Consider the following 25,337-nt stretch of genomic DNA (forward strand, 5'->3'; position numbering starts at 1 on the left):
GACGACGCCGGGGTCAGGGGGTGTCGGCGAGCAGCGCGCGCAGCATCTCGGTCTCGCCGGGGGTGGCCGAACCGATGAACCGGGCCAGCACGGCCTGCCGGTCGGCGGCCTGGCCGAGCACCTCGTGCATGAGGCCCGCGGCGTGCTCCTCGCGGCTGGCGACGGCGGCGAAGCGGCGCGGGCGGGCGTCGTCGTGCCGCACGAAGCCCTTGCCCTCGAGGCGGGTCAGCACGGTGTGCACCGTGGTGAGCGCCAGCCCGCGACCGGCCAGCGCGTCGCGCAGGTCCGCAGCCGACAGGGCGGTCCCCTCCGACCACAGCCGGTCCATCACCGCCCGCTCGAGCTCCCCCAGAGACTCCACGTCCGTCCCCCTGTCTCGTACATCACCGGCGCGTCTTCTACGCAAGGTAGAAAAGTTCGTTCTACATGGCGTAGAAAGAAGTGGACCGATCGTACGACAGGCAGAGAGGCCGCCGCGGTGGACGTGCTCGAGATCGCTCGCTGGCAGTTCGGCATCACGACCGTCTACCACTTCCTGATGGTCCCGCTGACCATCGGACTGGGGCTGCTTGTCGCCGTGATGCACACGATGTGGGTGCGCACCGGCCGCGCCGAGTGGCTGCGCATGACCCGGTTCTGGGGCCGCATCTTCCTCATCAACTTCGTGCTCGGGGTGGCCACCGGTCTGGTGCAGGAGTTCCAGTTCGGGCTGGCCTGGAGCGAGTACTCGCGGTTCGTCGGCGACGTCTTCGGCTCACTGCTGGCCCTCGAAGCCCTGCTCGCGTTCTTCCTGGAGTCGACCTTCCTGGGCCTGTGGATCTTCGGCTGGGGCCGCATCCCCAAGAAGCTGCACCTGGCCACCATCTGGGCCGCGGCGGTCGGCTCGGCGATCAGCGCCTACTTCATCATCGCGGCGAACTCGTGGATGCAGCACCCGGTGGGCGTCGTGGTCGACCAGGAGACCGGCCGCCCGCGCCAGGTCGACTTCTGGGCGGTCCTCACCAACAACACCGCGCTGGCCGCCTTCACCCACGCCATGGTCGCCTCGCTCCTCGTGGCCGGCACCCTGCTGGTCGGCATCGGCCTGTGGCACCTGCGGAAGCGGAAGCTGGCGAACAGGAGCACCGAGGACGTCGACCACGCCGTCTGGCGCCGATCGGTGCGCATCGGCGGCTGGGTGGCCCTGGCCGCGTTCGCGCTCACCGCCGTGACCGGCGACTGGCAGGGCAAGCTGATGTACCAGCAGCAGCCGCTGAAGATGAGCTCGGCCGAGGCGCTGTGCGAGACCGAGGCCCCGGCGTCCTTCTCGATCTTCGCCTTCAACAAGCTGGGCTCGAACGAGTGCGACGACGTGCACTCGTTCACGATCCCCTACATCCTCAGCTTCCTGGCCCACGGCGACTTCGAGAGCCCGGTACCCGGGGTCAACCAGCTGCAGGAGCAGTACGCCGCCGAGTACGGCGCCACCTACCCCGACGACCCGAGCTTCGGCGACAAGGCCGGCGAGCCCATCGACTACACCCCGGTGCTCGCGGTCACCTACTGGGGCTTCCGGCTCATGATCGGCATGGGCATGGTGGCCGCCGCCGTCGCCGCCTACGCCCTGTGGTCGACCAGGAAGGGTCGGGTGCCCACGTCGCGGGTCGGCGTCTACGGCTCACTGCTGGCCGTCGGCGCCCCGTTCGTCGGCAACGCGGCGGGCTGGATCTTCACCGAGATGGGCCGCCAACCCTTCGTGGTCTACCCCAACCCCGACGTGCCGCGGGCCGAGCAGGTGTACTTCTTCACCGCGCAGGCCGTCTCGCCGGGCATCACCGCCGCCGAGGTGTGGACCTCGCTCATCAGCCTCGGGGTGCTCTACGGCGTCCTCGCCGTCATCGAGGTGGGGCTGATCGTCCGCTTCGCCCGCCGGGGCGTCACCGAGGGCGACACCACCCCCACCCCGGGCATCGGTGGCGGCCCCCGCAACGACGACGACACCCCACCCCCCACCAGGCCGGACGACGACGCCAGCGACGACGTCCTGCAGTTCGCGTACTGAGGAGCGAGGACATGGACCTGCCCACCCTGTGGTTCGTCGCCGTCGCGGTGCTCTGGACCGGCTTCCTCCTGCTCGAGGGGTTCGACTTCGGCGTCGCCGCGCTGCTGCCCGTGCTCGCCCGGGGGTCCGGCGAGAACGCCGCAGCCCAGAAGCGCGCCGACAAGAACCTCATGCTGCGCACCATCGGCCCGGTGTGGGACGGCAACGAGGTCTGGTTGATCACCGCCGCCGGCGCGGTGTTCGCCGCCTTCCCCGGGTGGTACGCCACCTGGCTGCCCTCGATGTACCTGGCGTTCGTGCTCGTGCTGCTGGGCCTGATCGTCCGGGCGGTGGCGTTCGAGTGGCGGCACCAGGAGCACGACCCGCGCTGGGACGCCGCCTGGACCCGGGTGATCACCACCGGCTCGCTCGTCGCGGCCGTGGGGGTCGGCGGGGCGCTCGGCGCCACCACGCTGGGCCTGCCGATCGGCGCGGACGGCTACCGCGTGGGCGGGGCGTTCTCCTGGTTCGGCTGGCCGGTCGTGCTCGGCGGCGTGGCGGTGCTCGCCTACTCGGTGGTCCACGGCGCGGTGTTCCTGGCGCTGCGGACCGAGGGGCCGCTGCGGCTGCGTGCCCGGGCGTTCGCCCTGCGCTGGTCGCCGCTGGCCGCGCTGCCGCTGCTGGCCTGGGCCGGGCTCGTCGTGCTGCGGTCGGGCGGGCTGGTCTCGACCGTGCTGTGGCTGCTGGCTGCCCTGGCCGTCGTCGGCACCTGGAGCCGCCTCAAGGTCGACCGTGAGGGCCAGGCCTTCGTCGGCTGGGCGCTGGTGCTGCTGGCCTCCACCGCGGCGATCTTCGGCGCCGGGTACCCGACCGTGGTCGCCTCGACCATCGACCCCGCGTTCGACGTGCTCGTGGGCACCGCGTCGGTCAGCGACTACACCCTGACCGTCATGACCTGGGTCGCTGCCTTCGGTCTCCCGGTCGTGCTCGGCTACCAGGCCTGGACGTACTGGGTGTTCCGCAAGCGGCTCACCGCCGAGCCCGAGCACGACCACGCCGCGGCATGAGCGCGCGCGGTCCGCTCGCCCCGCTGGACGGCGTCCCCGGTGTCACCGGGGCCGTCGTCCGGGCGGGGGTGGTCGCCCTGGTGCAGACCGCCGGGATGGTCACCCTGGCCGCGGGGCTGGCGCAGGGCATCGCCGCGGTGGTCGCCGGGCGCTCGCCGCTGGGCTGGCTCGCCCTCGCCGCCGCCGGCGCCCTGGTGCGGGCGGCGGCCGGGTCGGTGGGTGCGGTGCTCGCCGCCCGCGACGCCCGGCGCAGCGAGGACCAGCTGCGCGACCGCCTGCTCGACCGGCTCACCGCCTCGCCGGCCGCGGTCGAGGCCGCCGGCGGCACCGGACCGGCCGCGGTGCTGACCACCACCCGCTTGCACGACCTGGCGCCGGCGCTGGCCACGTACCTGCCGGCCTTCGCGCAGACCGTCGTCGTCCCGCCGGTGCTGCTGCTGGTGCTGCTGGGCACCGACTGGCTCTCGGCCGTCCTGGTCGCGGTCACCCTCCCGCTGGTGCCGCTGTTCATGGTGCTGGTCGGGACCTACACCGCCGACCAGACCGCCGGCGCCGCCCGCGCCCTGGACCGGATCGCCGAGCACGTCGCCGAGCTGGTGCGCGGCCTGCCGGTGCTCACCGGGCTGGGCCGGGCCGCCGAGCAGACCGCGGCGCTGTCCCGCCTGGGCGAGGACCACCGCCGGACGACGAACGCCACGCTGCGGCTGGCCTTCCTCTCCTCCCTGGTGCTCGAGCTGATCGCCACCCTCTCGGTCGCGCTGGTCGCCGTCACCGTGGGTCTGCGCCTGGTCCACGGCCAGCTCGGGCTGGGCATCGGGCTCACCGCCCTGCTGCTGGCCCCCGAGGCGTTCGCGCCGCTGCGGGCCCTGGGCGCGGCCTACCACGCCAACGCCGACGCCGGGCAGGCCGCCGCCGACGCCCGCGCCGTGCTCGCGGCCCCCGCCGCCGCACCGTCGCCGGGGGCGCCCGCCGACGACCCGCGCGGTGCGCTGGTGACCGCCGACGAGCTCACCGTGCGCTACCCCGGGCGCGCCGTGCCCGCCCTGCCGCCCACCTCGCTGCGGGTGCACCCGGGTGAGCTGGTGGCGCTGACCGGGGCCTCGGGGTCGGGCAAGTCGACCCTGCTGGCCGCACTGGCCGGCACGCTCCCCACCGCCGCCGAGGTCGCGGGCACGGTCGGCGGGCTGCCCGCGCGGGTCGCCGTCGTCCCGCAGCACCCCCGCACCGTCGGCGAGACGGTCGCCGACGAGCTGCGGCTGCACGCCGGCATCGACCCGGCCGACCCCCTGGACGCCCTCGCCGCCGAGGGCCTGGTCGTCGACGCGCTGACCCGCACCGGCGCCGACCACCTCGCCGGCCGCCGCTGCACCGCCCTCTCCCCCGGTGAGCTGCAGCGGGTGGCACTGGCCCGCGCGCTGGTGCGGGTGCAGCGCGGCGCAGAGCTCCTGCTGCTCGACGAGCCCACCGCCCACCTCGACGACGACGCCACCGAGCGGGTGGGCGCCGTCCTGACCGGGTTGCGCGGGACCATCAGCACCGTCCTGGTGACCCACGACCCCGCCCTGGCCCGCGCGGCCGACCGGGAGGTCGTCCTGCCGGCGCCGGCCGCGCCCCCGGTCCCGCGCGCACCCGCGGCTGCCACCGTGCCCGCGACCGCGCAGGTGCCGCCGACGACGCGCGCGGACACGCCTGCGCCCCAGCCTGCGCACGCAGCGGCCGCTGACCCGGACGGGCTGCGCTGGCCACGGACCGCCCTGGCCCGGGCGGTGGGCGCGGGCGCGGCGACGGCCCTCGCCGGGGTCGCGCTCACCGGGTTGTCAGGCTGGCTGGTGGTGCGGGCGTCGGAGATGCCGCCGGTGCTCACGCTGCTGGTGGCCATCGTCGGCGTCCGCGGGTTCGGGCTGCTGCGCGCGGTCGCCCGCTGGGACGAGCGGCTGGCCACCCACGACGCGGCGCTGCGGCTGGCCGCGGCGAGCCGGGTGGCCGTGTGGCAGGCGCTCGCCCGGCAGGGCATCGCCGCCGACCGCACCCCCGGCGCCGCCCTGGGCCGGGTCGTCGGCGACGTGGCGCTGCTGCAGGACCTGTCGGTGCGAGTGCTCACCCCGCCGGCCGTGGCCGCGGTCACGGTGCTGGTCGGCTGCGGGGTCCTCGCCCTGGTCTCGCCGGCGGCCGCGGCGGGGGTGCTCGCCGTCCTGCTGGCCGTGGTCGCGGTGGTGGCCGCGCTGCACCGCGGCCTGGACGCCGACGCCGCCCGCACCGAGGCGGCCCTGCGGGTGCAGGCACTGGAAGGCACGAGCACCTTGCTCGAGGGCGCGGCCGACCTGCGGGCCCACGGCCTCGCCGTGGACGCCGGTGACCGGGTGCGGTCGGTGACCCGCGCCCAGCGCCGCGCCGCCGCGGCCGCGGTCCGGGGCGGCGCGCTGGCCGACGGCGCGGTCTCCGCGGGCACCGGCCTGGCCGCGGTGGTCGCCGCCGTGCTGGGCTGGTCGGCCGGGTTGCCCGGCCCCGCGCTCGCCGTGGTGGTGCTGGCTCCGCTCGCCTTCGCCGAGCCGCTGACCGCCTGGGTCGGGTCACTGCAACGACGCGGCGCGTGGGACGACGTCCGGCGGCGGGTGGACGACGTGGTGACCGCACCCGTGGCACCCGACCCGGCCACCCCGGTCGCCGTCCCGCAGCCGGTCGACCGGTTGACCACCGACGACCTGGTCGCCGGATGGCCTGGCGGCCCGGACGTGCTCCGCGGGGTGTCGCTGACCGCCGACCGGGATGGCTGGCTCGTGGTGCGCGGGTCCTCGGGGGCAGGCAAGTCCACGCTGCTGGCCGTGCTGCTGGCGGCGCTGCGGCCACGGTCGGGCCGCTACGACGTCGCCGGGGTGCCGACGGGCGACCTGGCCGGCGACGACCTGCGGACGGCGATGGCCTGGGTGCCGCAGGAGGCCCACGTCTTCGCCTCCTCCCTGCGCGCCAACCTGGCCCTGGCCGGGCCGCGCGGCACGGTCGACGAGGAGTCGATGCTGCGGGCGGTCCAGGTGTGCGGGCTCGGACCGCTGGTCGCCGGGCTGCCGCACGGGCTGGACACGACGGTGGGCGCGGGCGGGGCCGCCCTGTCCGGTGGCGAGCGGCGCCGCCTGGCAGCGGCCCGCGCGTTGCTGGCCGACCGCGACGTGGTGCTGCTGGACGAGCCGACCGCACACCTGGACCACCCGACGGCGGCGGCGCTGGTGGCCGACCTGCGCCGCGCGCTGGCCGGCCGGGTGGTGGTCTGCGTGACCCACGACGCCGACGTCGCCGGGACCGACGACACGACCCTCACCCTCGACAGGAGGATGAGGGTCGCGGCCGGGTGAGACCGCCGGCACCGGGGGTGGGGGAACACCCCGGTGCCGACGGAGCTCGGTGGGCGCTCAGCGCGTCCCGGCGTAGTGCACGACGGCCTGGGGGCCGCGGTGCCGAGCGGCGTCCAGGCACAGCAGCGCCCGGCGCTCGACCTCGTGGACGGTCAGCCCGGCCTCGAGGGTGACCACGCCGGCACTCGCGTGCACCCCCGGGACGGCGCCGCTGACCACGCCGGTGAGCCGGGCGGCGACCACGTCGCCATCGGTCGGCGCACCCTCGACCAGGACGCCGAACTCGGTGTGGTCCTCCCGGGCGAGCCAGTCGTCGCCGCGCAGGGCGCCGGCGAGCAGGCTGGTGATCGTGGTGATCGCCGCCGTGGTCAGCGGCCAGCCGGTGTCCTTGCGCAGCAGCCCGACCACGACCAGGCACGCCGGTCGCGCCGTCGGGTCGGCCAGCCGCGCGGCCAACCGGCGGTGCAGTGCGGTGGGCCCGGGCAGCAGCGCGGCGTCGAGGTCCACGGGGGCGGCGACGGGGGCGGCGACGGTGGTGGCGACGGGGGCACCGGGGGTGCCGGTCCCGTGGCCGGTCGCGGTGAGCAGCGAGGTCATGGTGGGGATGTCGACGCCCCCCGGGCAAGGTTGCGCCCTCCCCGGGACGGCTCCCCCCATCGAGGGGGGCCCACGTGTGCGGGCCCCGTGGACCGGGAACTGTCGGAGGTCCGTGCGAGCGTGCCGCCATGACGTTCACCGGTCACGTGTTCCTGGGGCTCAGCGTCGACGGGTTCATCGCCCGCCTCGACGACGGCCTGGACTTCCTCGAGGTCACCGACGGCTCGGGCAGTCCGGGCGACGCCGGTTTCACCGACTTCGTCTCCTCGGTCGACGCCCTGCTCATGGGCAGCGGCACCTACCGGGTCATCGCCCCGCACGCCGAGTGGCCCTACCAGGGCAGACCCGTGCACGTGGTCAGCTCCACCCTCGACCCCGACGACCACCCCCGCATCACGGTGCACCGCACCCTCGACGAGGCGGTCGCCGCGCTCGACGCCGCCGGTCACGACCGGGTCTACGTCGACGGCGGGCAGACCGTGCGGTCGGTGCTGGCCCGCGGGCGGGTGCAGACGCTGACCCTGTCCCGGGTGCCGGTGCTCGTGGGCGAGGGCCACACCCTGTTCGGTCCGCTGCCGGCCGACGTCCACCTCGAGCACGTGTCCACCGAGGTGCTCGGGGGCGGCATGGTGCAGACGACCTACCGGGTGCTCGGCGCCGCCGGCGGGGTGGCCCGCTGACGGCCCCGGGCCGGGCGGGTGAACGGGCCCACGGCGGGGACGTCGACGGCGACCTCGGGGCCCAGCCGGGCGTCGACCAGCTCGAGGCGGTCGCCGGACCAGAAGCTGCCCGGGTCGTAGGAGTTCAGCGGCCGGTCGTCGGGCAGCAGGCCCATCGCGGTGTACGTGGCGGCGACCAGCTCGGCGCAGAAGATGGTCTCGGCGTCGGTGCGGCGGTTGACCAGCCCGCTGGCCCAGCCGCGCGCCAGCCGGAAGGTGGTCGGGAAGGGGCGGCCGTCGTGCCGGGCGACCGCGCGCAGCACGGCGTCCTCCATCTGCGGGGTGACCCCGCCGTCGTCGGCCGGGCCGACCAGCTGGCGCAACCAGGCACGTTTGCCGTACTTCTGCCGCCACACGCTCACCGCGTCGCACAGGTCGTGCAGCTGGACGCCGCGCTGGTGGTTGCCGGTCCAGGCGTCGGGCAGCGAGGACCCGAGCTCGGCGTGCCACAGCAGCGGCGGCAGGTCGTCGAGGACCACGGCCATGCCCACGTGGTTCACCGGGGAGTTGGTCAGGGTCTGGATGGCCCGGTCGGCCACCGAGGCGCCCCGGAACAGCCAGACGTCGCCGGTGCGGGTGAGGTCGACCGCGGCATCGAGCGTCAGCACCCGGTCAACCTAGCGCCGAGCGCGCGGGCCCCGGGTCAGCTGGCGAGGGAGGCGTCGGCGGGGTGGCCGACCTGGCGCCAGACCGTGTCCAGGGAGAGGCCGAGCACGTCGGCCACCGCGGCGACGGTGGTGAAGGCCGGGGTGGCCACCCGACCCGACTCGATCTTGCGCAGGGTCTCGGGCGAGATGCCGGCGGCCAGCGCGGTGTCCAGCATCGAGCGCTCGCCGCGGGCCCGGCGCAGCACCGAGCCCAGCCGCCGGCCGCGTTCGACGTCGTCGGGGGTGAGGGGCAACCGGACCATGAGCGGGATACTAGTACCGGGATAGGATGACCGGGATAGTTTGTGCAGCCCGAGGAGTGCGTGCCGTGATCGAGATCCTGTCCCCCGCCCAGGTGGCCCGCGCCCGGGAGACCGGCGCCCTGGTGGCCGACATCCTGCAGTCGCTGAAGCAGCGGGCGGCCGTGGGCACCAACCTGCTCGAGATCGACCAGTGGGCCAAGGAGATCATCCTCGGCGCCGGGGCGACCTCCTGCTACGTCGACTACGCCCCCTCGTTCGGCCGCGGGCCCTTCGGCCACTACATCTGCACCTCCGTCAACGACGGCGTGCTGCACGGTCTCCCCCACGACTACGCCCTGGCCGACGGCGACCTGCTCAGCCTCGACCTGGCCGTGGTGCTGGGCGGGGTGGCCGCCGACTCCGCGATCAGCTTCGTGGTGGGCGAGAGCCGCCCGGCCGAGAGCGTGCGGCTGATCGAGACCACCGAGAGGGCGCTGGCCACCGCGATCGCCACCGCCGGCCCCGGGGTCAAGCTGGGCGACGTCTCCGCCGCGATCGGCGGGGTGCTGGAGGGCGCGGGCTACCCGGTCAACATGGAGTTCGGCGGTCACGGCATCGGCTCGACGATGCACCAGGACCCGCACGTGGCCAACCACGGCCGGGCGGGGCGGGGCTACAAGCTGCGCCCGGGCCTGATGCTCGCCCTGGAGCCGTGGGTGATGACCGACACCGACGAGCTGGTCACCGACGACGACGGCTGGACCCTGCGCAGCGCCACCGGCTGCCGCACCGCGCACAGCGAGCACACGGTGGCGATCACCGACGACGGCGTGGAGATCATCACCCTCCCCTCCGGCCGCTGACCCCCGCTACGGTGCCCGACATGCGTCGCGCCACGGTCGGGAAGCTGCTCGGGCTCGCCGGCCTGGCCGGGGTCGCCGCCACCGGGGTGGTGCTGGCCCGCGACGAGCGCGAGCGCCGCTCCTACACCGCCGACGACGTCCGGGCGCGCCTGCACGCCCGCGCCGAGGCCGCCGCCACGGCCGAGCGGTTCGCCGCCGAGCACGACGAACCCACCCCGCAGCTGGTCATGGTGCCCAGCACCGGCCGCGAGGGCCTGTGGTTCGTGCCCCGGGCGACCACCCGCCGCGGCCGGTGGGTGCAGCGGGCGCAGTGGCAACGTCGGCGCTTCGTCGACCCGGTGACCACGGCCGTCGGCAACCAGGTCAGCCGCGTCCGCCAGCGCTTCGGGTCGAGTGGCGGCTGAGGGTTCGTCCCGGGCCGTTCGCGAACCCTGAGACGCCACTCGCCGACGCCTGGTCCTGTTCCTGGGGGTGGCCACCTCTCGCGCCGTCCCCCGCCACGGAACTCTGGCCCCCTTCATCAGATCTCGTGGAGGGGGCCGGACTTCCGTGCACCCCCTGATCAACGCTGCGCGGAAGGGGCCTCGTGGTGGGCCCGCCGGCGCGCGACGACGTCCGACCCTCGGTCAGCCGGCGCCGGGGGGCAGCGCCGCGCCCTCGTCCTTGAGGACGACGCCGCTGGCACCCAGTTCCCGGGAGGCCAGCAGCAGGCCGGCCAGCGTCTCGGCCGCCTGGGCATAGCCGAGGCCGTGCGGGGGGCGGACGTTGGAAATGCAGTTGCGCTCGCTGTCGGCCCGCCCCGGCCGCGGTCCCCAGGTGAGGTAGAGCCCCAGCGAGTCCGCCGAGGACAGCCCGGGCCGCTCGCCGATGAGCACCACGACGATGCGGGCGCCCAGGGCCTCCCCCACCGGGTCGCCCAGCGCCACCCGCGCCTGGGTGGCCACCACGAGCGGGGCGACCGACCACCCGGTCAGCCGCTCCAGCACGGCGGTGACCGTGCCCGCGGCGTGCTCGGCCACCGCCCGCGGTGACAGCCCGTCGGCCACCACGAGCGCCAGGTCGTACGAGCCGCCGGGCAGGTCGGTGCCCTCGGCCAGCACGCGCCCGAGGTCGGGGCGCTGCAGGTAGGTCGCCCGGTCCGGGGCCGCCGAGGTCACGGTGAGCACGTCGAGCCCGGTCTCCCCGAGGGCGGCCGCGACGGCGGGGACGTCCAAGGGCGTGTGGACGGCGTCCCGGGCGGCGGCGTGCGCGGCGCGGAACTCCAGCAGCCGGTCGGTGGGCAGCCCGTCCCCGGCCCGGCCCAGGGCGACCCGGGCCCGGGTGGCCGCCCGCAGCACCTCGAAGGCGTCCGAGCTCACCGCGCGGCCGCCAGCAGCGCACGCGCCTGCGGGGCGTCGGCGGTCAGCTCGCGCACCCGGCCGGTGTGGTCGACGAGGTCCATGCGTTCCAGCCAGGCCTCGAACTCCGGCGCCGGGCGCAGGCCGAGCACCTGGCGGGCGGTGAGCACGTCCTGGAACGACAGCGACTGGTAGTGCAGCATCACGTCGTCCGAGCCCGGGACGGCGATGACGAACGAGCACCCGGCCGCGCCGAGCAGCAGCGTCAACGTGTCGGTGTCGTCGGGGTCGACGTCGGTGTGGTTGGTGTAGCAGACGTCGACGCCCATGGGCAGGCCGAGCAGCTTGCCGCAGAAGTGGTCCTCCAGGCCGGCGCGGATGACCTGCTTGGCGTCGTAGAGGTACTCCGGCCCGATGAACCCGACGACGGTGTTGACCAGCAGCGGGTCGAAGTGCCGGGCGACGCCGTAGGCGCGGCACTCCAGGGTCTGCTGGTCGACCGGCCGGCCGCCGACGCCCAGGTGCGCGCCGGCCGACAGCGCCGACCCCTGCCCGGTCTCGAAGTAGGTGACGTTGCGCCCGACGGTCCCCCGGCCCAGCTCCAACGCGGCAGAACGGGCCTCGGCCAGCAGGTCCAGCGTCACGCCGAAGCCCTCGTTGCCGCCCTGCGTACCGGCGACGGACTGGAACACCAGGTCGACGGGGGCGCCCTTCTCCAGCGCCCGCAGCGTGGTGGTGACGTGGGCGAGCACGCACGACTGGGTGGGGATCTCGTAGCGGGTGATGACCGCGTCGACGAGCTCGAGCAGCGCGATGGTCTGCGCCGGGGAGTCGGTGGCCGGGTTGATGCCGATGACGGCGTCCCCGCTGCCGTGCAGCAGGCCGTCGAGCAGCGAGGCGGTGACGCCGACGGCGTCGTCGGTGGGGTGGTTGGGCTGCAGCCGCGAGGCCAGCCGGCCGGGCAGGCCGATGGTCGAGCGCAGGCCGGTGATGACCCGGGTGCGGCGGCCGACGGCGACCAGGTCGGCGTTGCGCATCAGCTTGGAGACGGCGGCGACCATCTCCGGGGTGAGCCCGCGGGCCAGGCCCGAGATGGCCGGTTCGTCACCCACCGCCGCCCGGGCGAGCAGCCACTCGCGGAAGCCGCCGACGGTCAACGAGCGCACCGGGGCCAGCGCGTCGGCGTCCAGGGTGTCGAGCACCAGCCGGGTGACGTCGTCCTCGTCGTAGCCGACGACCTGCTCGTCGAGGAACGTGGTCAGCGGCAGGTCGGCGAGCACGGTCTGGGCCGCGACCCGTTCGGCCTCCGAGGTCGCCGCGCAGCCGGCGAGCACGTCGCCCGAGCGGGCCGGGGTGGCCTTGGCCATGACCTCGACCAGCGTGGGGAACTCGTGGGTGTGGCCGGCCACCGTTGCCCGGCGCGCACTCATCGGACGTCGTCCTCGGCCGCGGCCAGCGCCGCGAACTCCTCCTCCGGCGCCGAGGCGACCAGGTGGTGCCGGCTGTAGAACGCGAAGTAGGCCATGAACAGCCCGAACGCGACCAGCGTCAGACCGGCGGCGAGCGGGTCGACCAGGAAGGTGGCCAGCACCGCGAGGACGGCGAGCACGAGGGCGACCGACGTCGTGACGGTGCCGCCCGGCGTCCGGTAGGGGCGCTCGAGGTCGGGCTCGCGGCGGCGCAGCACGACGTGGCTGGTCATCATCAGCACGTAGGAGAGCGCCGCGCCGAACACCGCCATGTTGAGCAGCACCGCGCCCTGGCCGGTGAGGGTGAGCAGGAACCCGACCACGCCGGGGACGACGAGCGCCAGCACCGGGGCCTTGCGGCTGTTGGTCACCGACAGCGAGGTGGGCAGGTAACCCGCGCGGGAGAGCGCGAAGGTCTGCCGGCTGTAGGCGTAGACGATGGAGAAGAAGCTGGCGACGAGGCCGACCAGGCCCATGTAGTTCACGACCGTCTGCAGGGTGCCGGGCTCGAGGCCGTCGACCGGCGGGTTGGCCGACTCGCTGATGAACTGCGCGCCGCCCGCGCCGGTGGTGAACACGAGCATGAGGACGGCGAGGGTGGCCAGCACCGCCATCGCCGCCACGATGCCCTTGGGCATGGAGCGCGCCGGGTCCTTGGCCTCCTCGGCCGCCAGCGGCACGCACTCGACGGCGAGGAAGAACCAGATCGCGAACGGGAACGCCGCCCACACGCCGAGCAGGCCGAAGGGCAGCCAGTCCGAGGCCCCGGCGGCGTCGGTGGGCGCGATGTCGGTGAGGTTGGCCGCGTCGAAGTTGGGGATCGCCCCGAGCAGGAACAGCACGAGCCCGAGGACGGCGACCGCGGCGATGGCCATCATGACCTTGAGGGCCTCGCCGACGCCCATGAGGTGGACGCCGATGAAGAGGGCGTAGACGGCGAGGTAGACCCACCAGCCGTCGGTGATGCCGAACAGGCCCAGCGACTCGACGTAGCCGCCGATGAAGGTGGCGATCGCGGCCGGGGCGATGGCGTACTCGAGCAGGACGGCGACGCCGGTGGCGTAGCCGCCCCAGGGGCCGAGCGCGCGGCGGGCGAAGGTGTAGCCACCACCGGCGGTCGGCAGTGCGGCGCCGAGCTCGGCCAGGCCGAAGACCATGGCGGTGTACATGATCCCCATGAGCACGGTGGCGATGAGCAGGCCGCCGAAGCCACCTTCGGCCAGGCCGAAGTTCCAGCCGGCGTAGTCGCCGGAGATGACCGCGGCGACGCCGAGCCCGGCCAGCAGCGGCCAGCCCGCCGTCCCGGTGCGCAGTTGCCGCTTGGCGAGGTAGTCGCTGGTGCCGGGTGTGGTGGTGGGTTCAGCGGTCACGAGCTGCCTCCGGGGGCGTCGGGTGGCGCTCACTGTGGCCCTGCTGTGTTGCGCTGGCAATGCCCTCGTGTTGCGCCCCGGCGGCGGTCCGGCTCAGGATGTCGCGGCCCGGCGGGTCAGGACGTCGACAGCGGCGCCGCCGGGGTCTCCCGGCCCGGGTGGTTGAGCTCGCAGACCATCTCGCCGGTGCTGCGGGTAGGGCCGCGCTCGTCGGTGACCTCGATGCGCCCGCGGGCGAGGTAGCGGGCGTAGGACGGCGCGATCCCCAGGGCGTCGAACTCCTGGCGCGATCCACTGCGCAGGGCACCACCGCCGGCGTCGTCCGCTCGGGCGTAGACGTCGTCGGAGACCAGGGTCGTCTCCCACTCGACGTCGACCCGGACCGCGGTGGCACCGTCCCGCGCGGTGTAGCTGGCCTGGCGGGGGTACTGCTTGCGGCTCGACGGGTCGGTGAACGCCTCGACCGAGCACTGCGCGTCGGCGGTGTGCAGCACGAGGTGGCCGTCGGTGTCGAACACGGTGACGAGCGGTTGCCGGTCGAAGCCGAAGCGCTCGGCGGCGACCAGGTCGAACACCACGGCCGTGTGGGTGTCGGTGCCGACGTGCCCCAGCAGCCAGCGGTGCCACGTGGTCAGCGGGTCGGCGTCGAACCACTGGTGGTCGTGGTAGCCCTCGCCGGACACCTCGCGGACCACGCCGGCGCGGGTGATCGTGCCCGCGATCGAGCACCGCGGCACCACGAGGTGGTCGAAGAACGCGCCGCCGCCGTCCCCGTCGTCCAGGGTGATGCGCTCGGGCCGGTGGGGGTCGCACACCGCGGTGTACCGGAGGTCGAGGACCAGGCCCCCGTCGTCGGCCTCGACGTGCACGCCGTAGCTGGTGAGGTCACCCGCTGCCCGGTGGGGCCCGAAGGGCAGGTCGCACCGGGCGGTGGAGGCCGCTGCCGCCGGCACCGTGCCGGTGCTCGCATGGACCTCGTTCGACCCGTCCGGTCCGGTGAGCATGACGTTGACGACGGTGGTCCAGCGCTCGGCGTCGTCCGGGTCGACCCCGACCAGGCAGAAGGCGACGGCGATGCTGGTGCCGTCGTCCAGGCGCCCGTCGAAGTGCCAGAGCTCGGCGTGGCCGTCCCCGGGGACCTGCTGGCGGCCGTCCTGCCACACCTCGACCGCCGTGGACCGCTGTGGTCGCGTCATCGCTTCAGCACCTCGGTGCGGAACATCTCCAGGGCGCTCACCGTCAGGCCGGGTGTGGCGACGGCGGCGACCCGCTGGAGGTAGCGGTCGTCCTCGAGCTGGTCGAGCAGCATCCCCGCCAGGTCCGCGCGGGTGCAGAAGCTGCCCTTGACCTCGTCCTCGGCGACGGTGCAGCCGCGTGCGGGGGCCGGTGGTCAGGCCGGGCGGGCGCACGACGGTCCAGTCCAGGCCGCTGCCGCGGACGTAGGTCTCCATGCGGACCATGTCGTCGTAGACGGTGCGCGCGAACGTGCTGCGCGTGAGCCGGTAGGACGCCCGCTGCACCACGCCGCGCCGGGAGTGCGAGGGGGCGACCCCGGAGGAGGTGACCACCACCAGGCGCCGCCGGCCGTGCCGCACCATGGACGTGATGAGCAGGTGGGCGCTGGTCGAGTAGACCTCGACCGGACGGCGGGTGAACCGCGCCCCGATGGCGCAGACGACGGCGTCGGTCCCGGCGACCGCGGCGTCGACGACCGCCGGGTCGGTGGCGTCGCCGGCGACCACGCGCACCCGGTCGTGGGTGATCGGGAAGTCCTCGGGGTGCCGGGTCAGCGCGTGCACCTCGTACCCGCGGTCGACCGCCTGCTGGACGGTCTCCCGGCCCGTCGGCCCGTTCGCACCCAGCACCAGCAACCGCCCGGTCGTCTCCGCGCCCACAGCTCTCCTCCGCCGAAGTAACAGATATCTGTTAGTCGGTGCGACCGTACCCCGGTGCCAGGATGTGCGCATGGACGTGACGGGGACGACGGCCGTGGACCGCCTGGACGGCGTGCTCGCCTGGAACGTCCTGCGCGCGGCCCGGTCGGTGGGCAACCGGCTGGCCGAGCGGCTGACCGGCCACGGCCTCAACCCGGTGCAGTTCGGGGTGCTGGCGTTCCTGGCCGACCGGACGGCGATGACCACCGCCGAGATCGCCCGCGAGGTGCTGCTCCGCCCGCAGAGCGTGGCCCCGCTGCTCGACCAGCTCGAGGAGCGGGGCCTGGCCCGGCGCAGCGGCACGCGGGAGAAGGGTCGGCGCAACCCCATCGAGATCACCGACGCCGGCCGGGCCGCTCTCGACGGCGCCTGGGCGACCGCCGCGGAGGCCGGTGACCTGAGCGACCTCGGCATCACCGAGCAGGAGAGCCGGCAGCTCAACGCCCTGCTGCTGCGGATCATCGCGGGCACATCCGGCTGATTCGACGGGCCGGCGGGCCCGGACCGCGCCGGGGGATGCACAGACTGCCGTTGCCGCCCCGCTTCGACGGCCGCGCCTGCTCACTCGTCGGGCCCGGGCCCCTCCACCGTCGTCGCGTAGAGGTGGGTGGAGCGGCCGCCGTGGTCGAGCACGCTCTCCAGCAGCAACCCGGCGCGGAGGGCCACCCGCTGGGAGGACAGGTTCTCGTGGTCGACGATCGCGACCACCCGCTCGATCCCCCGCTGGTGGGCGTGCTGCACGCAGGCCCGGGCAGCCTCGGCCGCGTAGCCGTGGCCCTGCGCCGCCGTCCGCAGGTGGTAGCCGACCTCGACCTCGTCGCGGCCGTCGACGTGCTGCATGGTCAGCCCGCAGTCGCCGACGAACTCCCCCGCGTGCGTGCGCACGGCCCACAGCCCGAACCCGAGCTCGGTGTACCGGGCCCGGTTGCGGTCGATGAGCCGCTGCGCGCCGGTGCGGTCCAGGGGCGCGGGGTAGAACCGCATGACGGCCGGATCGGCGACCATCGCGGCGACGTCGTCGAGGTCGGCGTCGGTCAGCTCGTCGAGCCGGAGCCGGTCGGTGGTCAGCACGGGCACGGACCCACCCTGCCAGTGCTCAGGTGCAGTGGCGGGTCGGCACGGAGCGACCGCGCGCCGGGTCGCCGGCGGATGCGCGGCGTCGGGGATGATGTGCCGTCGTCCGATCACCAACCAGAGAGCCACTCGACACGTGTTCCGCCAGGTCCCGGTGCTGCCGGTCGTCGTCCCGCTGGCCGCGGTCGTCCTCGCGGCGCTGCTGTGGTCATTGCACCGCAGTGGCCGGTGGAGCACCCCGCGCGCCGACGTGGCCGTCGTGTTGAGCGTGTACGCCGCCGGCATCGTCGCCAACACGGTGTTCCCGGTCTTCCTGGACAAGCCGCGCGCCGACGTGCCGTGGTCGGAGTACCTGGTCCTGGACCCGAGGACGGGCTACGAGGTCTCCGACGCCGTCATGAACGTGCTGGTGTTCGTGCCGCTGGGTGTACTCGGGGCACTGGTGCTGGCGCGGCCGTCGTGGCTGCGGGTGATGGCCGCGGTGGTGGCGTCGACCCTGGCGATCGAGGTTACGCAGTACCTGACCGCCCACCTGCTGGGCGGCGGCCACATCGCCGACGTGCACGACCTGTTCTTCAACGTCGTGGGCGGCGCAGTGGGCTACGGCCTGCTGCAGCTCGCGTCCCGGGTGCCCGCCCTGGCCGGGTTCGTCGACCGCGTCCGCTGGCAGCGCGCGGAGGTCGCGGCGCCGCCTCCGGCGCACCTGTAACCGTTCGGCACCAACCGGACACTCCCCGGGTGTGAGCACGCTGAGAGGTCGCCGTGGGTGACTCCCCCGACGAGCGGTTCGACCGTCTGTGGGCCGACCACGCTGCGGCCGTCGTCCGGTACGCCCGGTCCCGGGTGCTGCCCGACGACGTGGAGGACGTCGTCGCCGACACCTTCACGGTGGCCTGGCGGAGGCTGGACGAGGTGCCCGAGTTCGGCCTGCCCTGGCTGCTCGGCGTGGCCCGCGGCGTCGCGGCCAACGCCCGGCGCAGCCGACGGCGCCAGGGCGCGCTGCACGACCGACTCGTCTCCCTGGCGGACGGCACCGTCGAGGACGACGACGCCTGGCCCTCGCTGGACGACGACAGCAGCACCCTCGCCGCGTTGCGGGCGTTGTCCGAGGCCGACCGTGAGCTGCTGACGCTGCTGGCGTGGCACGGCCTCACCCAGGACGAGGCGGCACAGGCGCTGGGCTGCTCCCGCGGCGCCCTCAAGGTGCGCCTGCACCGGGCCCGCCGACGCTTCGCCCAGCTCGCAGGGGCGGCTCGCGACATCGACCAGGACCGGACCCCGGCCCCGCACCGTGGAGGCACCCCGTGACCGATCCGCTCCTCGACCGCCTGGCCCAGGCAGCCCCGGCGGACCTCGACGACGATCAGCTGGCCGCCCTGCTCACGGGCGCTCGCCGCCGGGTGGACGCCGAGCGCGACGGCGGTCCGGCACCACGGGCGAGGCGACTGCGCCCGCGCACCCGGGTGGCGCTCGTGGCCGCTGCGGCGGCCGTGCTGACCGCGGTGCCGGTGGTCGTCAGCGTCGTGGGTCAGGACGACGGGACGGGGCCGTCGGGTCTGTCGGTCGCCGTCGCCCAGAACGGGCAGTTCATCTGCTCGAACGGGTTCGCCACAGCGGTGGACCCGGCGCGGGCCGACGTCCGGCTCCTGCCTGACCAGCTGCCCACCGGCTGGGAGTACACCCAGATCCTCGTGCGGCACGAGCGGTCGCAGAACTGCGACGTCCCGTCCCTCGTCGCGCTGCAGCTCGACCCGAGCGGCGTCGTGACCGGACGCCTCGCGGTCACCGGTCCGGTCGACGCCTACATCAACACGCCGGTGGTGGACCGGGACTCCGTCCCCGACACCGTGTTCGGCCAGCCCGCGCGGCGGTTCGATCTCGCACCGGACCCCGCCCGCTCGATCGACCACGAGCTCCACCGCTGGGTGTGGTCCGACGACACCGGGCGCCAGTGGTCGGCCGAGGTCGTCGGGTTCGGGCTCGACGAGGCACGCCGGCAGCTCACCGGTGTCACGGTGGATGGCCCGGCGGTGACCTGGCAGGCGGTGGACCCCGGGTGGTCGCTGATCCACCTCCGCACCGGTCCGCCCTACGACCTGCCCACCGGCGGCACCAGCTGGATGGTCAGCGCCAGCGGCGGACTGGAGGGCCGTGGCTACGACGTGTACGCCAACCCGGAGCCGCACCTCCCCGCAGCCGCGGGTGCGTGGGTCGACGACCGGTTGATCGAGGTCGCCGGCCACCCTGCGGTCATCAGCCCGGTCCGGGGCAGCGAGGCGGACGGCGGACCACCCGGCTCGGCCGGGTTCCTCACCCTCGCCGTGGACGTCGAGCCCGGCGCCCTGGCGATCAGCCGCTTCTCCCCCGGCGACCTCGACGCCGTGGAGGCCATGCTGGGCTCGCTGCGCCAGGTGGCCCCCGACGACCCGCGCATCGCCACGTACGGGGAGAAGTAGCCCCCGGTCAGGCGGGGAGGGTGCCGCCGACCTCGAGCAGGTCGCGGACGACGGCCCCCGCGTCGCCGGTGCGGTGCATCGTGCGGCGCTGGCGGGCGGCCGACGTCCCACGGCCGAGCAGCTGCTCGGCGAGGGCGGTGACCTCGTCGAGATCACCGCGCTCGGCGAGGTCGTCGGACACGAACCGCACCAGCGACCGGACGGCGGTCTCCGCGGGCACGAGCGAGGCGGTGACCGGGTCGACTAGGTCGCCGGTGAGCCCGGCGCGGGCGGCCTTCCAGCGGGCGGCGCGCAGCACCTCGGGCCGTACGTCGGCGGCCGGGCCCTCGTCGGCGGCCAGGACGGCGACCAGCGACCGGCACAGCGCGGCGTGCAGGACGACGTCGTCCAGGTCGGTGCAGACGTCGCCCATGCGGAACTCGACGGTCGGCACGTGGGTGGAGGGCCGCAGGTCCCAGTAGAGCTGCGAGCCGTCGGGCACCATGCCGCTGGCGACGAGCTGGGCGACGACGGCCCGGTAGCCGTCGGCGTCGCCCAGGGCCTCGGGTGGGCCAGAGACCGGCCACCGCGACCACCAGACGGTGCGCCAAGACTCGTAACCGGTGTCGGCGCCCTCGTGGAACGGCGAGCTGCCGGTCATCGCGAGCAGCAGCGGCAGCCATGGGCGGGCGCGGTCCATGACGTGGACGGCGGTGTCGAGGTCGTCGACGCCGACGTGCACGTGGGTGCCGCAGATGTCCTGGGTCTGCGCGAGCCGGGCCCAGCGCTGCACCATGACGCGGTAGCGCGGGGCGTCGGTGAGCACGAGGTCGCCGACCGACGACGACGGGTGCGTGGAGGCCGCGAGGACGGTCAGCCCGTCGCGTTGTGCCGCTGACACTGCCTCTGCGCGCGTCTCCCGGAGGGCCGCGCGGACCTCGCCGAGCGTGCTGCAGACGCCGGTGGCGGTCTCGAGCTGGGTCGTGGAGATCTCGGGCTGCACGTGCGGCCCGGGCTGCCCGAGGACGGCGGCATCGGCGACGGTCGAGCTGGCCGCGAGCGACCCGGTGGCGGGGTCGACGAGGTGGAACTCCTCCTCGACGCCGAGGGTCTGTGCGGTCATGCGGGTTCTCCTGCCGAGCTGGGGTGGCGCGCGAACGGTAAGGGGGTCTGCTGCTGTCGGTGGGCTCGGGTAGACACGACGACGTGGCAGACCGCGACCTCTCCCTCGGTGACGACCTGCGCGCGTTCGTGGACGCGTCCCCCTCCCCCTCGCACGCGGCGGCGGAGATCGCCCGGCGCCTGCGGGAGGGTGGGTTCCGGGAGCTGTACGAGACGGCGGTGTGGGACCTCTCCCCCGGCGACAAGGTGTTCACGGTGCGCGGGGCGAGCGTCGTGGCCGTGCGGGTGGGGTCGGACCCGGTGTCCCAGGCGGGGCTGCGCATCATCGGCGCGCACACCGACTCCCCCACGTTCCGGGTGCGCCCCCGGTTCGAGATGCGACAGGCCGGCTACCGACTGGTGGGCGTGGAGCCCTATGGCGGCGGGCTGTGGCACACCTGGCTCGACCGCGAGCTGACGGTGGCGGGGCGGCTGGCGCTGCGCGGTGGGACGACGACGCTGGTGAAGCTGCCCGGGGCACCGCTCCGTCTGCCGTCGCTTGCAATCCACCTCGACCGGTCGGTGCGCGAGGGGCTGAGCCTGGATCCGCAGCGTCACCTGCAGCCGGTGTGGGGATCGGAGCTGTCGACCGAGCCCGGTCTACTGGAGGCGCTGGCGACTGAGGCCGGTGTCTCGGCGGCGGACGTCGTGGGTCATGACCTGGTGCTGGCCGACACCCAGCCGGCGGCGCGGACGGGGGCCGACGGCACGTGGATCGCGGCGCCGCGGCTGGACGACCTGGCGTGCTGCCACTCGGGGCTGCTGGCGCTGCTGCGCGTTTCCGCGGAAACGCCGTCGGGTGTTTCCGCGGAAACGCGGCACACGCAGGTGCTGGTGTGCAACGACCACGAGGAGGTCGGGTCGGGCTCGGCGTCGGGGGCGCGGGGGTCGTTCCTGGAGGACGTCATCTCTCGGCTGGCCGGCGCCGAGCCCCAGGCCTTCGCCCGGACGATCGCGGCGTCGAAGCTGGTCAGCGCCGACATGGCGCACGCGGTGCACCCGACCCGGTCGGAGCGGCACGAGCCCTTCCACCAGCCAGTGCTGGGCGGCGGACCAGTGCTCAAACTCAACGCCAACCAGGCCTACGCGACCGACGCGGTGTCGGGCGGCTGGTTCACCGAACGTTGCCGGGAGGCCGGGGTGCCGGTGCAGCACTTCGTCTCCCGCGCCGACCTCCCCTGCGGCTCGACGATTGGCCCGCTCACCGCGACCCGGCTGGGTCTGTCGACGGTGGACGTCGGCGCGCCCCAGCTCGCGATGCATTCCGTCCGGGAACTAGCCTCGGCCGCTGACGTCCCCCATATGGTTGCCGCGTTCAGTAGCTGCCTTCTCAACGACTGAATGCACCTGCGGTCTACAACCTATCGCGCTTTCGCTCACCACCTCATGGGGGTGAGTACACCTTTCGCGGGGCGGACGACTCAAGAGGCCACCACATCCCGTTGAGCGCGGTCTAGACAGAAAGCGGCTCACCGACCAGCCCCAGACCTGCCGACCGCGCGCCACAAACCTCCTGAGGCCACTCTGGCGAAGAATATATGCTCGCGATTTGAGACGGTGCGACGCGGGCGTGTCCGAATCTTGGCCTGAATGACGTACGGAATTTACTGCACATGACTACCCTACGAGCCTACGGTACCGAGTTTTGATAGCGTCCTCACCACCTTCAAGAATTTCGCACACATTGTCTCTCACGCCTGGCGTTTGCAGCGTACCGCTCGCCTCGATTCGTGGAACCAGACTCCCGTGTTCGAGTACGATAATGTTTTCCGCAGCCGAGGTTACGACCATGTTTGCATTGTGCGTTGAGATGATTAGTTGCCGACGACTTTTGATGTTTCTCAGCGTCTCGACCGCAAGATGCCTAATTAGCTTATTTTCCAAGTCGTCTTCGGGCTGATCCAGAACAAGCGGATCGGTACCCATCTGCAGGATAACGGTGAGCAATGCGGCCGTCTTTTGTCCCGGTGATCCCCTGTCCACGGCGATGTATCCGTTTCCGTCGCGCGGACGATAGCGGACCGACACTAAATCCTCAGGGAACCACAACAATATGTTGGTTTCCAGTTCGAAAGCGTCGTTATTACTCAACCGAGCATAAAATCGACGATCCACGTAGAGCTCTTGACCAATAGTAGACTTCGATCCCGCCCGCACGAAGTCGATCAAAGCCTTCTTGAAGTCTGCGACTCGACTTGGGAAGCTTGGGTTCTTGACCTGATGCCCCAGCAGGGATCGCGCGATGCCATCCCTACCAAAGGCCGATTCGAAAGATTCCGGGCAATTGAGGAGATTTCGCAACTCTTCTCCAATAAGCCCAACATCGGCCTGATGATGCACTTCCACCCTGGTGGGAGAACCGGGGACGCTATTGAGTTGTTCTGTATATCCGCGCCTGCGATTGAACAACTCAGTCCGCTTTATCGAAATCTCAGTCAGAACTTGATCGACATTTCGCTGTTGTTCGCGCATCCTCTCGTCAGAATTCTCAACCTCCTGCAGTTCTGCCTCAAGTTCGATCTCCCGCTGTCGATCCGAGCGAGTCTGCTCAGCGGAAACTTTCGCAGCACCACCTTGCTCGCTGAGCCACTCATTGAGTTCCATCACGCGATCGGCCCATCTCGCAGTTACGCCTTGCGCCCCCCATGCAGCCCTTCCGGCCGCAAGAATTTCGGACGCCTCTTTCAAAAGCTCAGCGGCGGAATCAAAAATGGCCGCCCGCGCATCGAACTCTGGCACGCGCAAATTCTCGGTTCTCAGACTGAGCAAAATGGCCGCATCGGCCGACAGACGTTCCTCGATAGTATGAGCTCGGTCATCACCATCCTTCGAATCCCTTATGCGCGCCTCGGTCGACTCCAATTCTTGATACTCGGTACTCGCCCGAAGCTCCGCGAGGTGACGAAGTCTGCCCCGAACCTCCTGCAATTGACCCCGAATGCGGTCAGCCTTCTCCGCCTCAGCAGCCAACTGTCTGAGCTTGTTGCGCTCCCCCTTGAAACGAAGCTGCAGCTGAGCGTAGTCCTCATCCCATTCATGCCGCCCAACGGCTGGCATGTCGTCTAAAATTGCCAGGAAACTCTGCGGCGACGTAGCAAGCTCGTAAATCTGTTTCTGGCTAAAAACTCGAACGGGGGCTCGATCGACCGCCCGGCCCGACTGGGTCTCCCAGGACGCACCTGTCCACAGATGCAAGTCTGGCTTACTCGGACTCTTCCCGGTCCAAGAGACCCGTAGCTGCCGCTGATCCTTTGTGTAGTAGACCGTGATCTGCGTTTGCTCATCCCACCATCGCTCGCCGGCTTCGACGTCGGGGCTAAAACGACGCAAATCCTCGGCAACGGCCCCATCTAATTCATGACTTCGCCCCAGCGCCAAGCGGAGCAGTTCGATGAGGGTTGATTTACCTACCCCACGCCCACCAATGAGGCAGTTCATCCAAGGGCCGAAGCTGAACGACTCGGCAACGTTGTTGCGCAATACCTCCACACGATCAATGTGGCCGTGGATGGCTAGATTTGGGTCTTCGTAGTCGCTCCGACATCGACGTACCGACTCGTCCGGGTCGGTGATGGCCAGCCGCACCCCATTCAGGTCGAGCACCTCTGCCTTGATCAGCGTCAGGTGAGTTCCTGGCGCCTTCGCTTCCATCCCAGGGGGACAGGAATCGACTGTCAGGTGATGGGCGTCGGAGCCAAGCAACGGCACCCAGCCCCTCCGCTGCGCCTTGTCAACATGCGCGTCGTCTACTACCTCAGCCGCGAGAACGAGAGGGGAACCGGCGAGAGCCGCAAGATCGCGATCATCCATGCTGAAAACCCCCCGGGCTTGATCAGCATGGGCGGGTATACACAGACCGCCCAGATCTGAGATTTCAGAAGCGATGTCGACCGCCGTCATATTCGCGGTCTCATCGCTCGCGCCGCGTGTGCCGGTGTACCGACACAAAGCAAGGGCCCTGTTGACGATATCCGCGTCGTCCGACGGGTCAAAGACCCCTAGAATGTGAAACCCGCCCGAGGCCGTGATTTCAACCCCTGGAAAGATGACAAACGGCGGAAGCTGCGGCACTTCTTGACGCAACTCTTCCAGAGCGGCTCGGGCTAGGGAAATTCCCTCGTGTGAATTGTGGTCGGTCACGACTATCCCATCGACCCCCGCATCGATGTACGCCTGAATCCATGTCTTAAACGATGGTTTAGCAGTAACGGTGGTGCCGCCTTCCAAGCCGCCGAAGTCGAACGACGCAGGCGAATGAGCGTGGATGTCAATACTCCACCAACGTGCTCCCGCGTGGTGCTCTACTGGTTCGCTTGCGGAGGCCGTGGCCGACTCTGGAGCTGCGGTCATGCGGTGATGTTGACACAGAGGTTCGTCGCTACCGGTGAAGAGCCCCGGCAGGTCGACTCCGAATCCCGGCTGCGCTTCTCGATCCCCATGGGTCGTGTTGCATACTGTATTGCTGGTCAGGGGCGATCGGGTATTTGCTCGTTCGCGAGCTGGGGACCGGAAGTTCTCGTGGGCCAAGACCTGCACCACCGACCCCTGCAGGTCCGCCGGCCGCACTGCAACTGCGCCCCCTGGCCCGGATGGCCTAGCCTCGAACTTTCGTGATCTTGTCCCGTGTGTTTGTCGTCGGGGTTCTGGCCCCGCGTGGGCGTGAGGATCGCATCGGGGTGTGACGGTTCGCCCGATGTCGTTCGGGTGGGCGCCGGGTCCACGTGCCGGTCGGGTCCTTGGGGTCGTTGAGGTAGGGGCCGGCGGTCAGCCGGTCGCGGCCCTCGGCGGTGGGGCGGTGAGCCGCGCGAGGGCGTCGAGCGCGGCCAGGACCAGCGCGGTGAAGGGCGCGGTCGCGGCCAGGTGCAGCAGTCTGCGGCGGCCGGTGCGCGCGGCTCGCGCGGGGATGGAGAACAGCCGGTGCCGCAGCCGCTTGGGTTCCCAGCGTCGGGCCTGTTCGTGGCCGGGGTGTCCGGTGAGGGCGAGGGTCTGCATCCAGGCGGTGAGGTCGCAGGCCAGCGCCACGATCGCGCACCAGATCTGGTTCTGGGCGAAGTC

At 72.4% G+C, this 25,337-nt stretch carries 23 protein-coding genes; 11 read left to right on the forward strand and 12 right to left on the reverse strand.

Features of this window, described 5'->3' with window-relative positions:
- Positions 1–13: 13 nt before the first annotated feature.
- A complete protein-coding gene (locus TEK04_RS07290) occupies positions 14–361 on the reverse strand; it encodes a BlaI/MecI/CopY family transcriptional regulator (protein WP_336403661.1) in 348 nt (115 codons plus the stop codon).
- A gap of 123 nt (positions 362–484) precedes the next feature.
- On the opposite strand from TEK04_RS07290, the gene TEK04_RS07295 reads away from it, so the two are divergent.
- From TEK04_RS07295 to cydC, 3 genes are read left to right on the forward strand one after another with little or no spacing between them, the layout of a single operon-like run.
- Positions 485–2,041: a cytochrome ubiquinol oxidase subunit I gene (locus TEK04_RS07295; protein ID WP_336403662.1), complete on the forward strand. Its 1,557-nt coding sequence runs from the start codon at positions 485–487 to the stop codon at positions 2,039–2,041.
- Between the two features lie 11 nt (positions 2,042–2,052).
- Positions 2,053–3,087, forward strand: a complete 1,035-nt coding sequence (gene cydB / locus TEK04_RS07300) for a cytochrome d ubiquinol oxidase subunit II (protein WP_336403663.1) — start codon at positions 2,053–2,055, stop codon at positions 3,085–3,087.
- Positions 3,084–6,434 carry a thiol reductant ABC exporter subunit CydC gene (gene cydC, locus TEK04_RS07305; RefSeq protein ID WP_336403664.1) on the forward strand — a complete coding sequence of 1,117 codons (3,351 nt, stop codon included), beginning with the start codon at positions 3,084–3,086 and terminating at the stop codon, positions 6,432–6,434. Before cydB ends, cydC begins: the two co-directional genes overlap by 4 nt.
- Before the next feature lie 57 nt (positions 6,435–6,491).
- Here the strand turns inward: cydC and TEK04_RS07310 are convergent, their stop codons facing one another.
- Entirely contained in the window at positions 6,492–7,031 is a 540-nt protein-coding gene (locus TEK04_RS07310) for a hypothetical protein (protein ID WP_336403665.1), read from the reverse strand.
- 128 nt (positions 7,032–7,159) lie between these two features.
- Between TEK04_RS07310 and TEK04_RS07315 the strand changes: the two genes are divergently transcribed.
- Positions 7,160–7,711 (forward strand): dihydrofolate reductase family protein, encoded by a 552-nt coding sequence (locus TEK04_RS07315; RefSeq protein ID WP_336403666.1) that lies wholly within the window; start codon positions 7,160–7,162, stop codon positions 7,709–7,711.
- Here TEK04_RS07315 and TEK04_RS07320 read toward each other — a convergent pair.
- Both TEK04_RS07320 and TEK04_RS07325 read right to left on the reverse strand, forming a co-directional pair.
- On the reverse strand, positions 7,672–8,358 hold the full coding sequence (locus tag TEK04_RS07320) for a hypothetical protein (protein WP_336403667.1): 687 nt from the start codon (positions 8,356–8,358) through the stop codon (positions 7,672–7,674). The two genes, TEK04_RS07315 and TEK04_RS07320, sit on opposite strands and share 40 nt — an antisense overlap.
- Positions 8,359–8,393: 35 nt before the next feature.
- On the reverse strand, positions 8,394–8,660 hold the full coding sequence (locus tag TEK04_RS07325; protein WP_336403668.1) for a helix-turn-helix domain-containing protein: 267 nt from the start codon (positions 8,658–8,660) through the stop codon (positions 8,394–8,396).
- Positions 8,661–8,725: 65 nt separating this feature from the next.
- On the opposite strand from TEK04_RS07325, the gene map reads away from it, so the two are divergent.
- Positions 8,726–9,502: a type I methionyl aminopeptidase gene (map, locus tag TEK04_RS07330; protein ID WP_336403669.1), complete on the forward strand. Its 777-nt coding sequence runs from the start codon at positions 8,726–8,728 to the stop codon at positions 9,500–9,502.
- A 20-nt stretch (positions 9,503–9,522) separates the two neighbouring features.
- The gene (locus tag TEK04_RS07335; RefSeq protein ID WP_336403670.1) at positions 9,523–9,906 is read left to right on the forward strand and encodes a hypothetical protein; all 384 of its coding nucleotides are present in this window, start codon (positions 9,523–9,525) and stop codon (positions 9,904–9,906) included.
- Positions 9,907–10,128: 222 nt separating this feature from the next.
- Here the strand turns inward: TEK04_RS07335 and eutC are convergent, their stop codons facing one another.
- From eutC to TEK04_RS07355, 4 genes are all read right to left on the reverse strand, one after another.
- A complete protein-coding gene (gene eutC / locus TEK04_RS07340) occupies positions 10,129–10,860 on the reverse strand; it encodes an ethanolamine ammonia-lyase subunit EutC (RefSeq protein WP_336403671.1) in 732 nt (243 codons plus the stop codon).
- A complete protein-coding gene (locus TEK04_RS07345; RefSeq protein ID WP_336403672.1) occupies positions 10,857–12,269 on the reverse strand; it encodes an ethanolamine ammonia-lyase subunit EutB in 1,413 nt (470 codons plus the stop codon). Before TEK04_RS07345 ends, eutC begins: the two co-directional genes overlap by 4 nt.
- Positions 12,266–13,678: an ethanolamine permease gene (gene eat, locus TEK04_RS07350; protein WP_336403673.1), complete on the reverse strand. Its 1,413-nt coding sequence runs from the start codon at positions 13,676–13,678 to the stop codon at positions 12,266–12,268. Before eat ends, TEK04_RS07345 begins: the two co-directional genes overlap by 4 nt.
- A 116-nt stretch (positions 13,679–13,794) precedes the next feature.
- Entirely contained in the window at positions 13,795–15,573 is a 1,779-nt protein-coding gene (locus TEK04_RS07355; protein ID WP_336403674.1) for an NAD(P)H-binding protein, read from the reverse strand.
- A gap of 70 nt (positions 15,574–15,643) precedes the next feature.
- Between TEK04_RS07355 and TEK04_RS07360 the strand changes: the two genes are divergently transcribed.
- Positions 15,644–16,093, forward strand: a complete 450-nt coding sequence (locus TEK04_RS07360; RefSeq protein WP_336403675.1) for a MarR family winged helix-turn-helix transcriptional regulator — start codon at positions 15,644–15,646, stop codon at positions 16,091–16,093.
- 80 nt (positions 16,094–16,173) lie between these two features.
- Here the strand turns inward: TEK04_RS07360 and TEK04_RS07365 are convergent, their stop codons facing one another.
- The gene (locus TEK04_RS07365) at positions 16,174–16,689 is read right to left on the reverse strand and encodes a GNAT family N-acetyltransferase (RefSeq protein WP_336403676.1); all 516 of its coding nucleotides are present in this window, start codon (positions 16,687–16,689) and stop codon (positions 16,174–16,176) included.
- A gap of 133 nt (positions 16,690–16,822) precedes the next feature.
- Here TEK04_RS07365 and TEK04_RS07370 point away from each other — a divergent pair, with 133 nt between their 5' ends.
- Genes TEK04_RS07370 through TEK04_RS07380 form a run of 3 tightly spaced genes read left to right on the forward strand, consistent with a single transcriptional unit; the run spans position 16,823 to position 19,142 of the window.
- Complete coding sequence (locus TEK04_RS07370; protein WP_336403677.1) at positions 16,823–17,395, forward strand: VanZ family protein; 573 nt, start codon at positions 16,823–16,825, stop codon at positions 17,393–17,395.
- A gap of 53 nt (positions 17,396–17,448) precedes the next feature.
- Positions 17,449–17,994 carry an RNA polymerase sigma factor gene (locus TEK04_RS07375; protein WP_336403678.1) on the forward strand — a complete coding sequence of 182 codons (546 nt, stop codon included), beginning with the start codon at positions 17,449–17,451 and terminating at the stop codon, positions 17,992–17,994.
- Positions 17,991–19,142, forward strand: a complete 1,152-nt coding sequence (locus TEK04_RS07380) for a hypothetical protein (protein ID WP_336403679.1) — start codon at positions 17,991–17,993, stop codon at positions 19,140–19,142. Before TEK04_RS07375 ends, TEK04_RS07380 begins: the two co-directional genes overlap by 4 nt.
- A 7-nt stretch (positions 19,143–19,149) precedes the next feature.
- On the opposite strand, the gene TEK04_RS07385 is transcribed toward TEK04_RS07380, so the two are convergent.
- A complete protein-coding gene (locus TEK04_RS07385) occupies positions 19,150–20,244 on the reverse strand; it encodes a carboxylate-amine ligase (protein ID WP_336403680.1) in 1,095 nt (364 codons plus the stop codon).
- An 83-nt stretch (positions 20,245–20,327) separates the two neighbouring features.
- On the opposite strand from TEK04_RS07385, the gene TEK04_RS07390 reads away from it, so the two are divergent.
- The gene (locus TEK04_RS07390; protein ID WP_336403681.1) at positions 20,328–21,623 is read left to right on the forward strand and encodes a M18 family aminopeptidase; all 1,296 of its coding nucleotides are present in this window, start codon (positions 20,328–20,330) and stop codon (positions 21,621–21,623) included.
- 276 nt (positions 21,624–21,899) lie between these two features.
- Here the strand turns inward: TEK04_RS07390 and TEK04_RS07395 are convergent, their stop codons facing one another.
- A complete protein-coding gene (locus TEK04_RS07395; protein ID WP_336403682.1) occupies positions 21,900–24,632 on the reverse strand; it encodes a TrlF family AAA-like ATPase in 2,733 nt (910 codons plus the stop codon).
- A 414-nt stretch (positions 24,633–25,046) separates the two neighbouring features.
- Positions 25,047–25,337 (reverse strand): transposase (locus tag TEK04_RS07400; RefSeq protein ID WP_336403683.1); only part of this gene is annotated, 291 nt, incomplete at its 5' end.

Origin of the sequence: Klenkia sesuvii (genome assembly GCF_037083825.1) — a bacterium.
GTDB classification, from domain to species: Bacteria; Actinomycetota; Actinomycetes; order Mycobacteriales; family Geodermatophilaceae; genus Klenkia; species Klenkia sesuvii.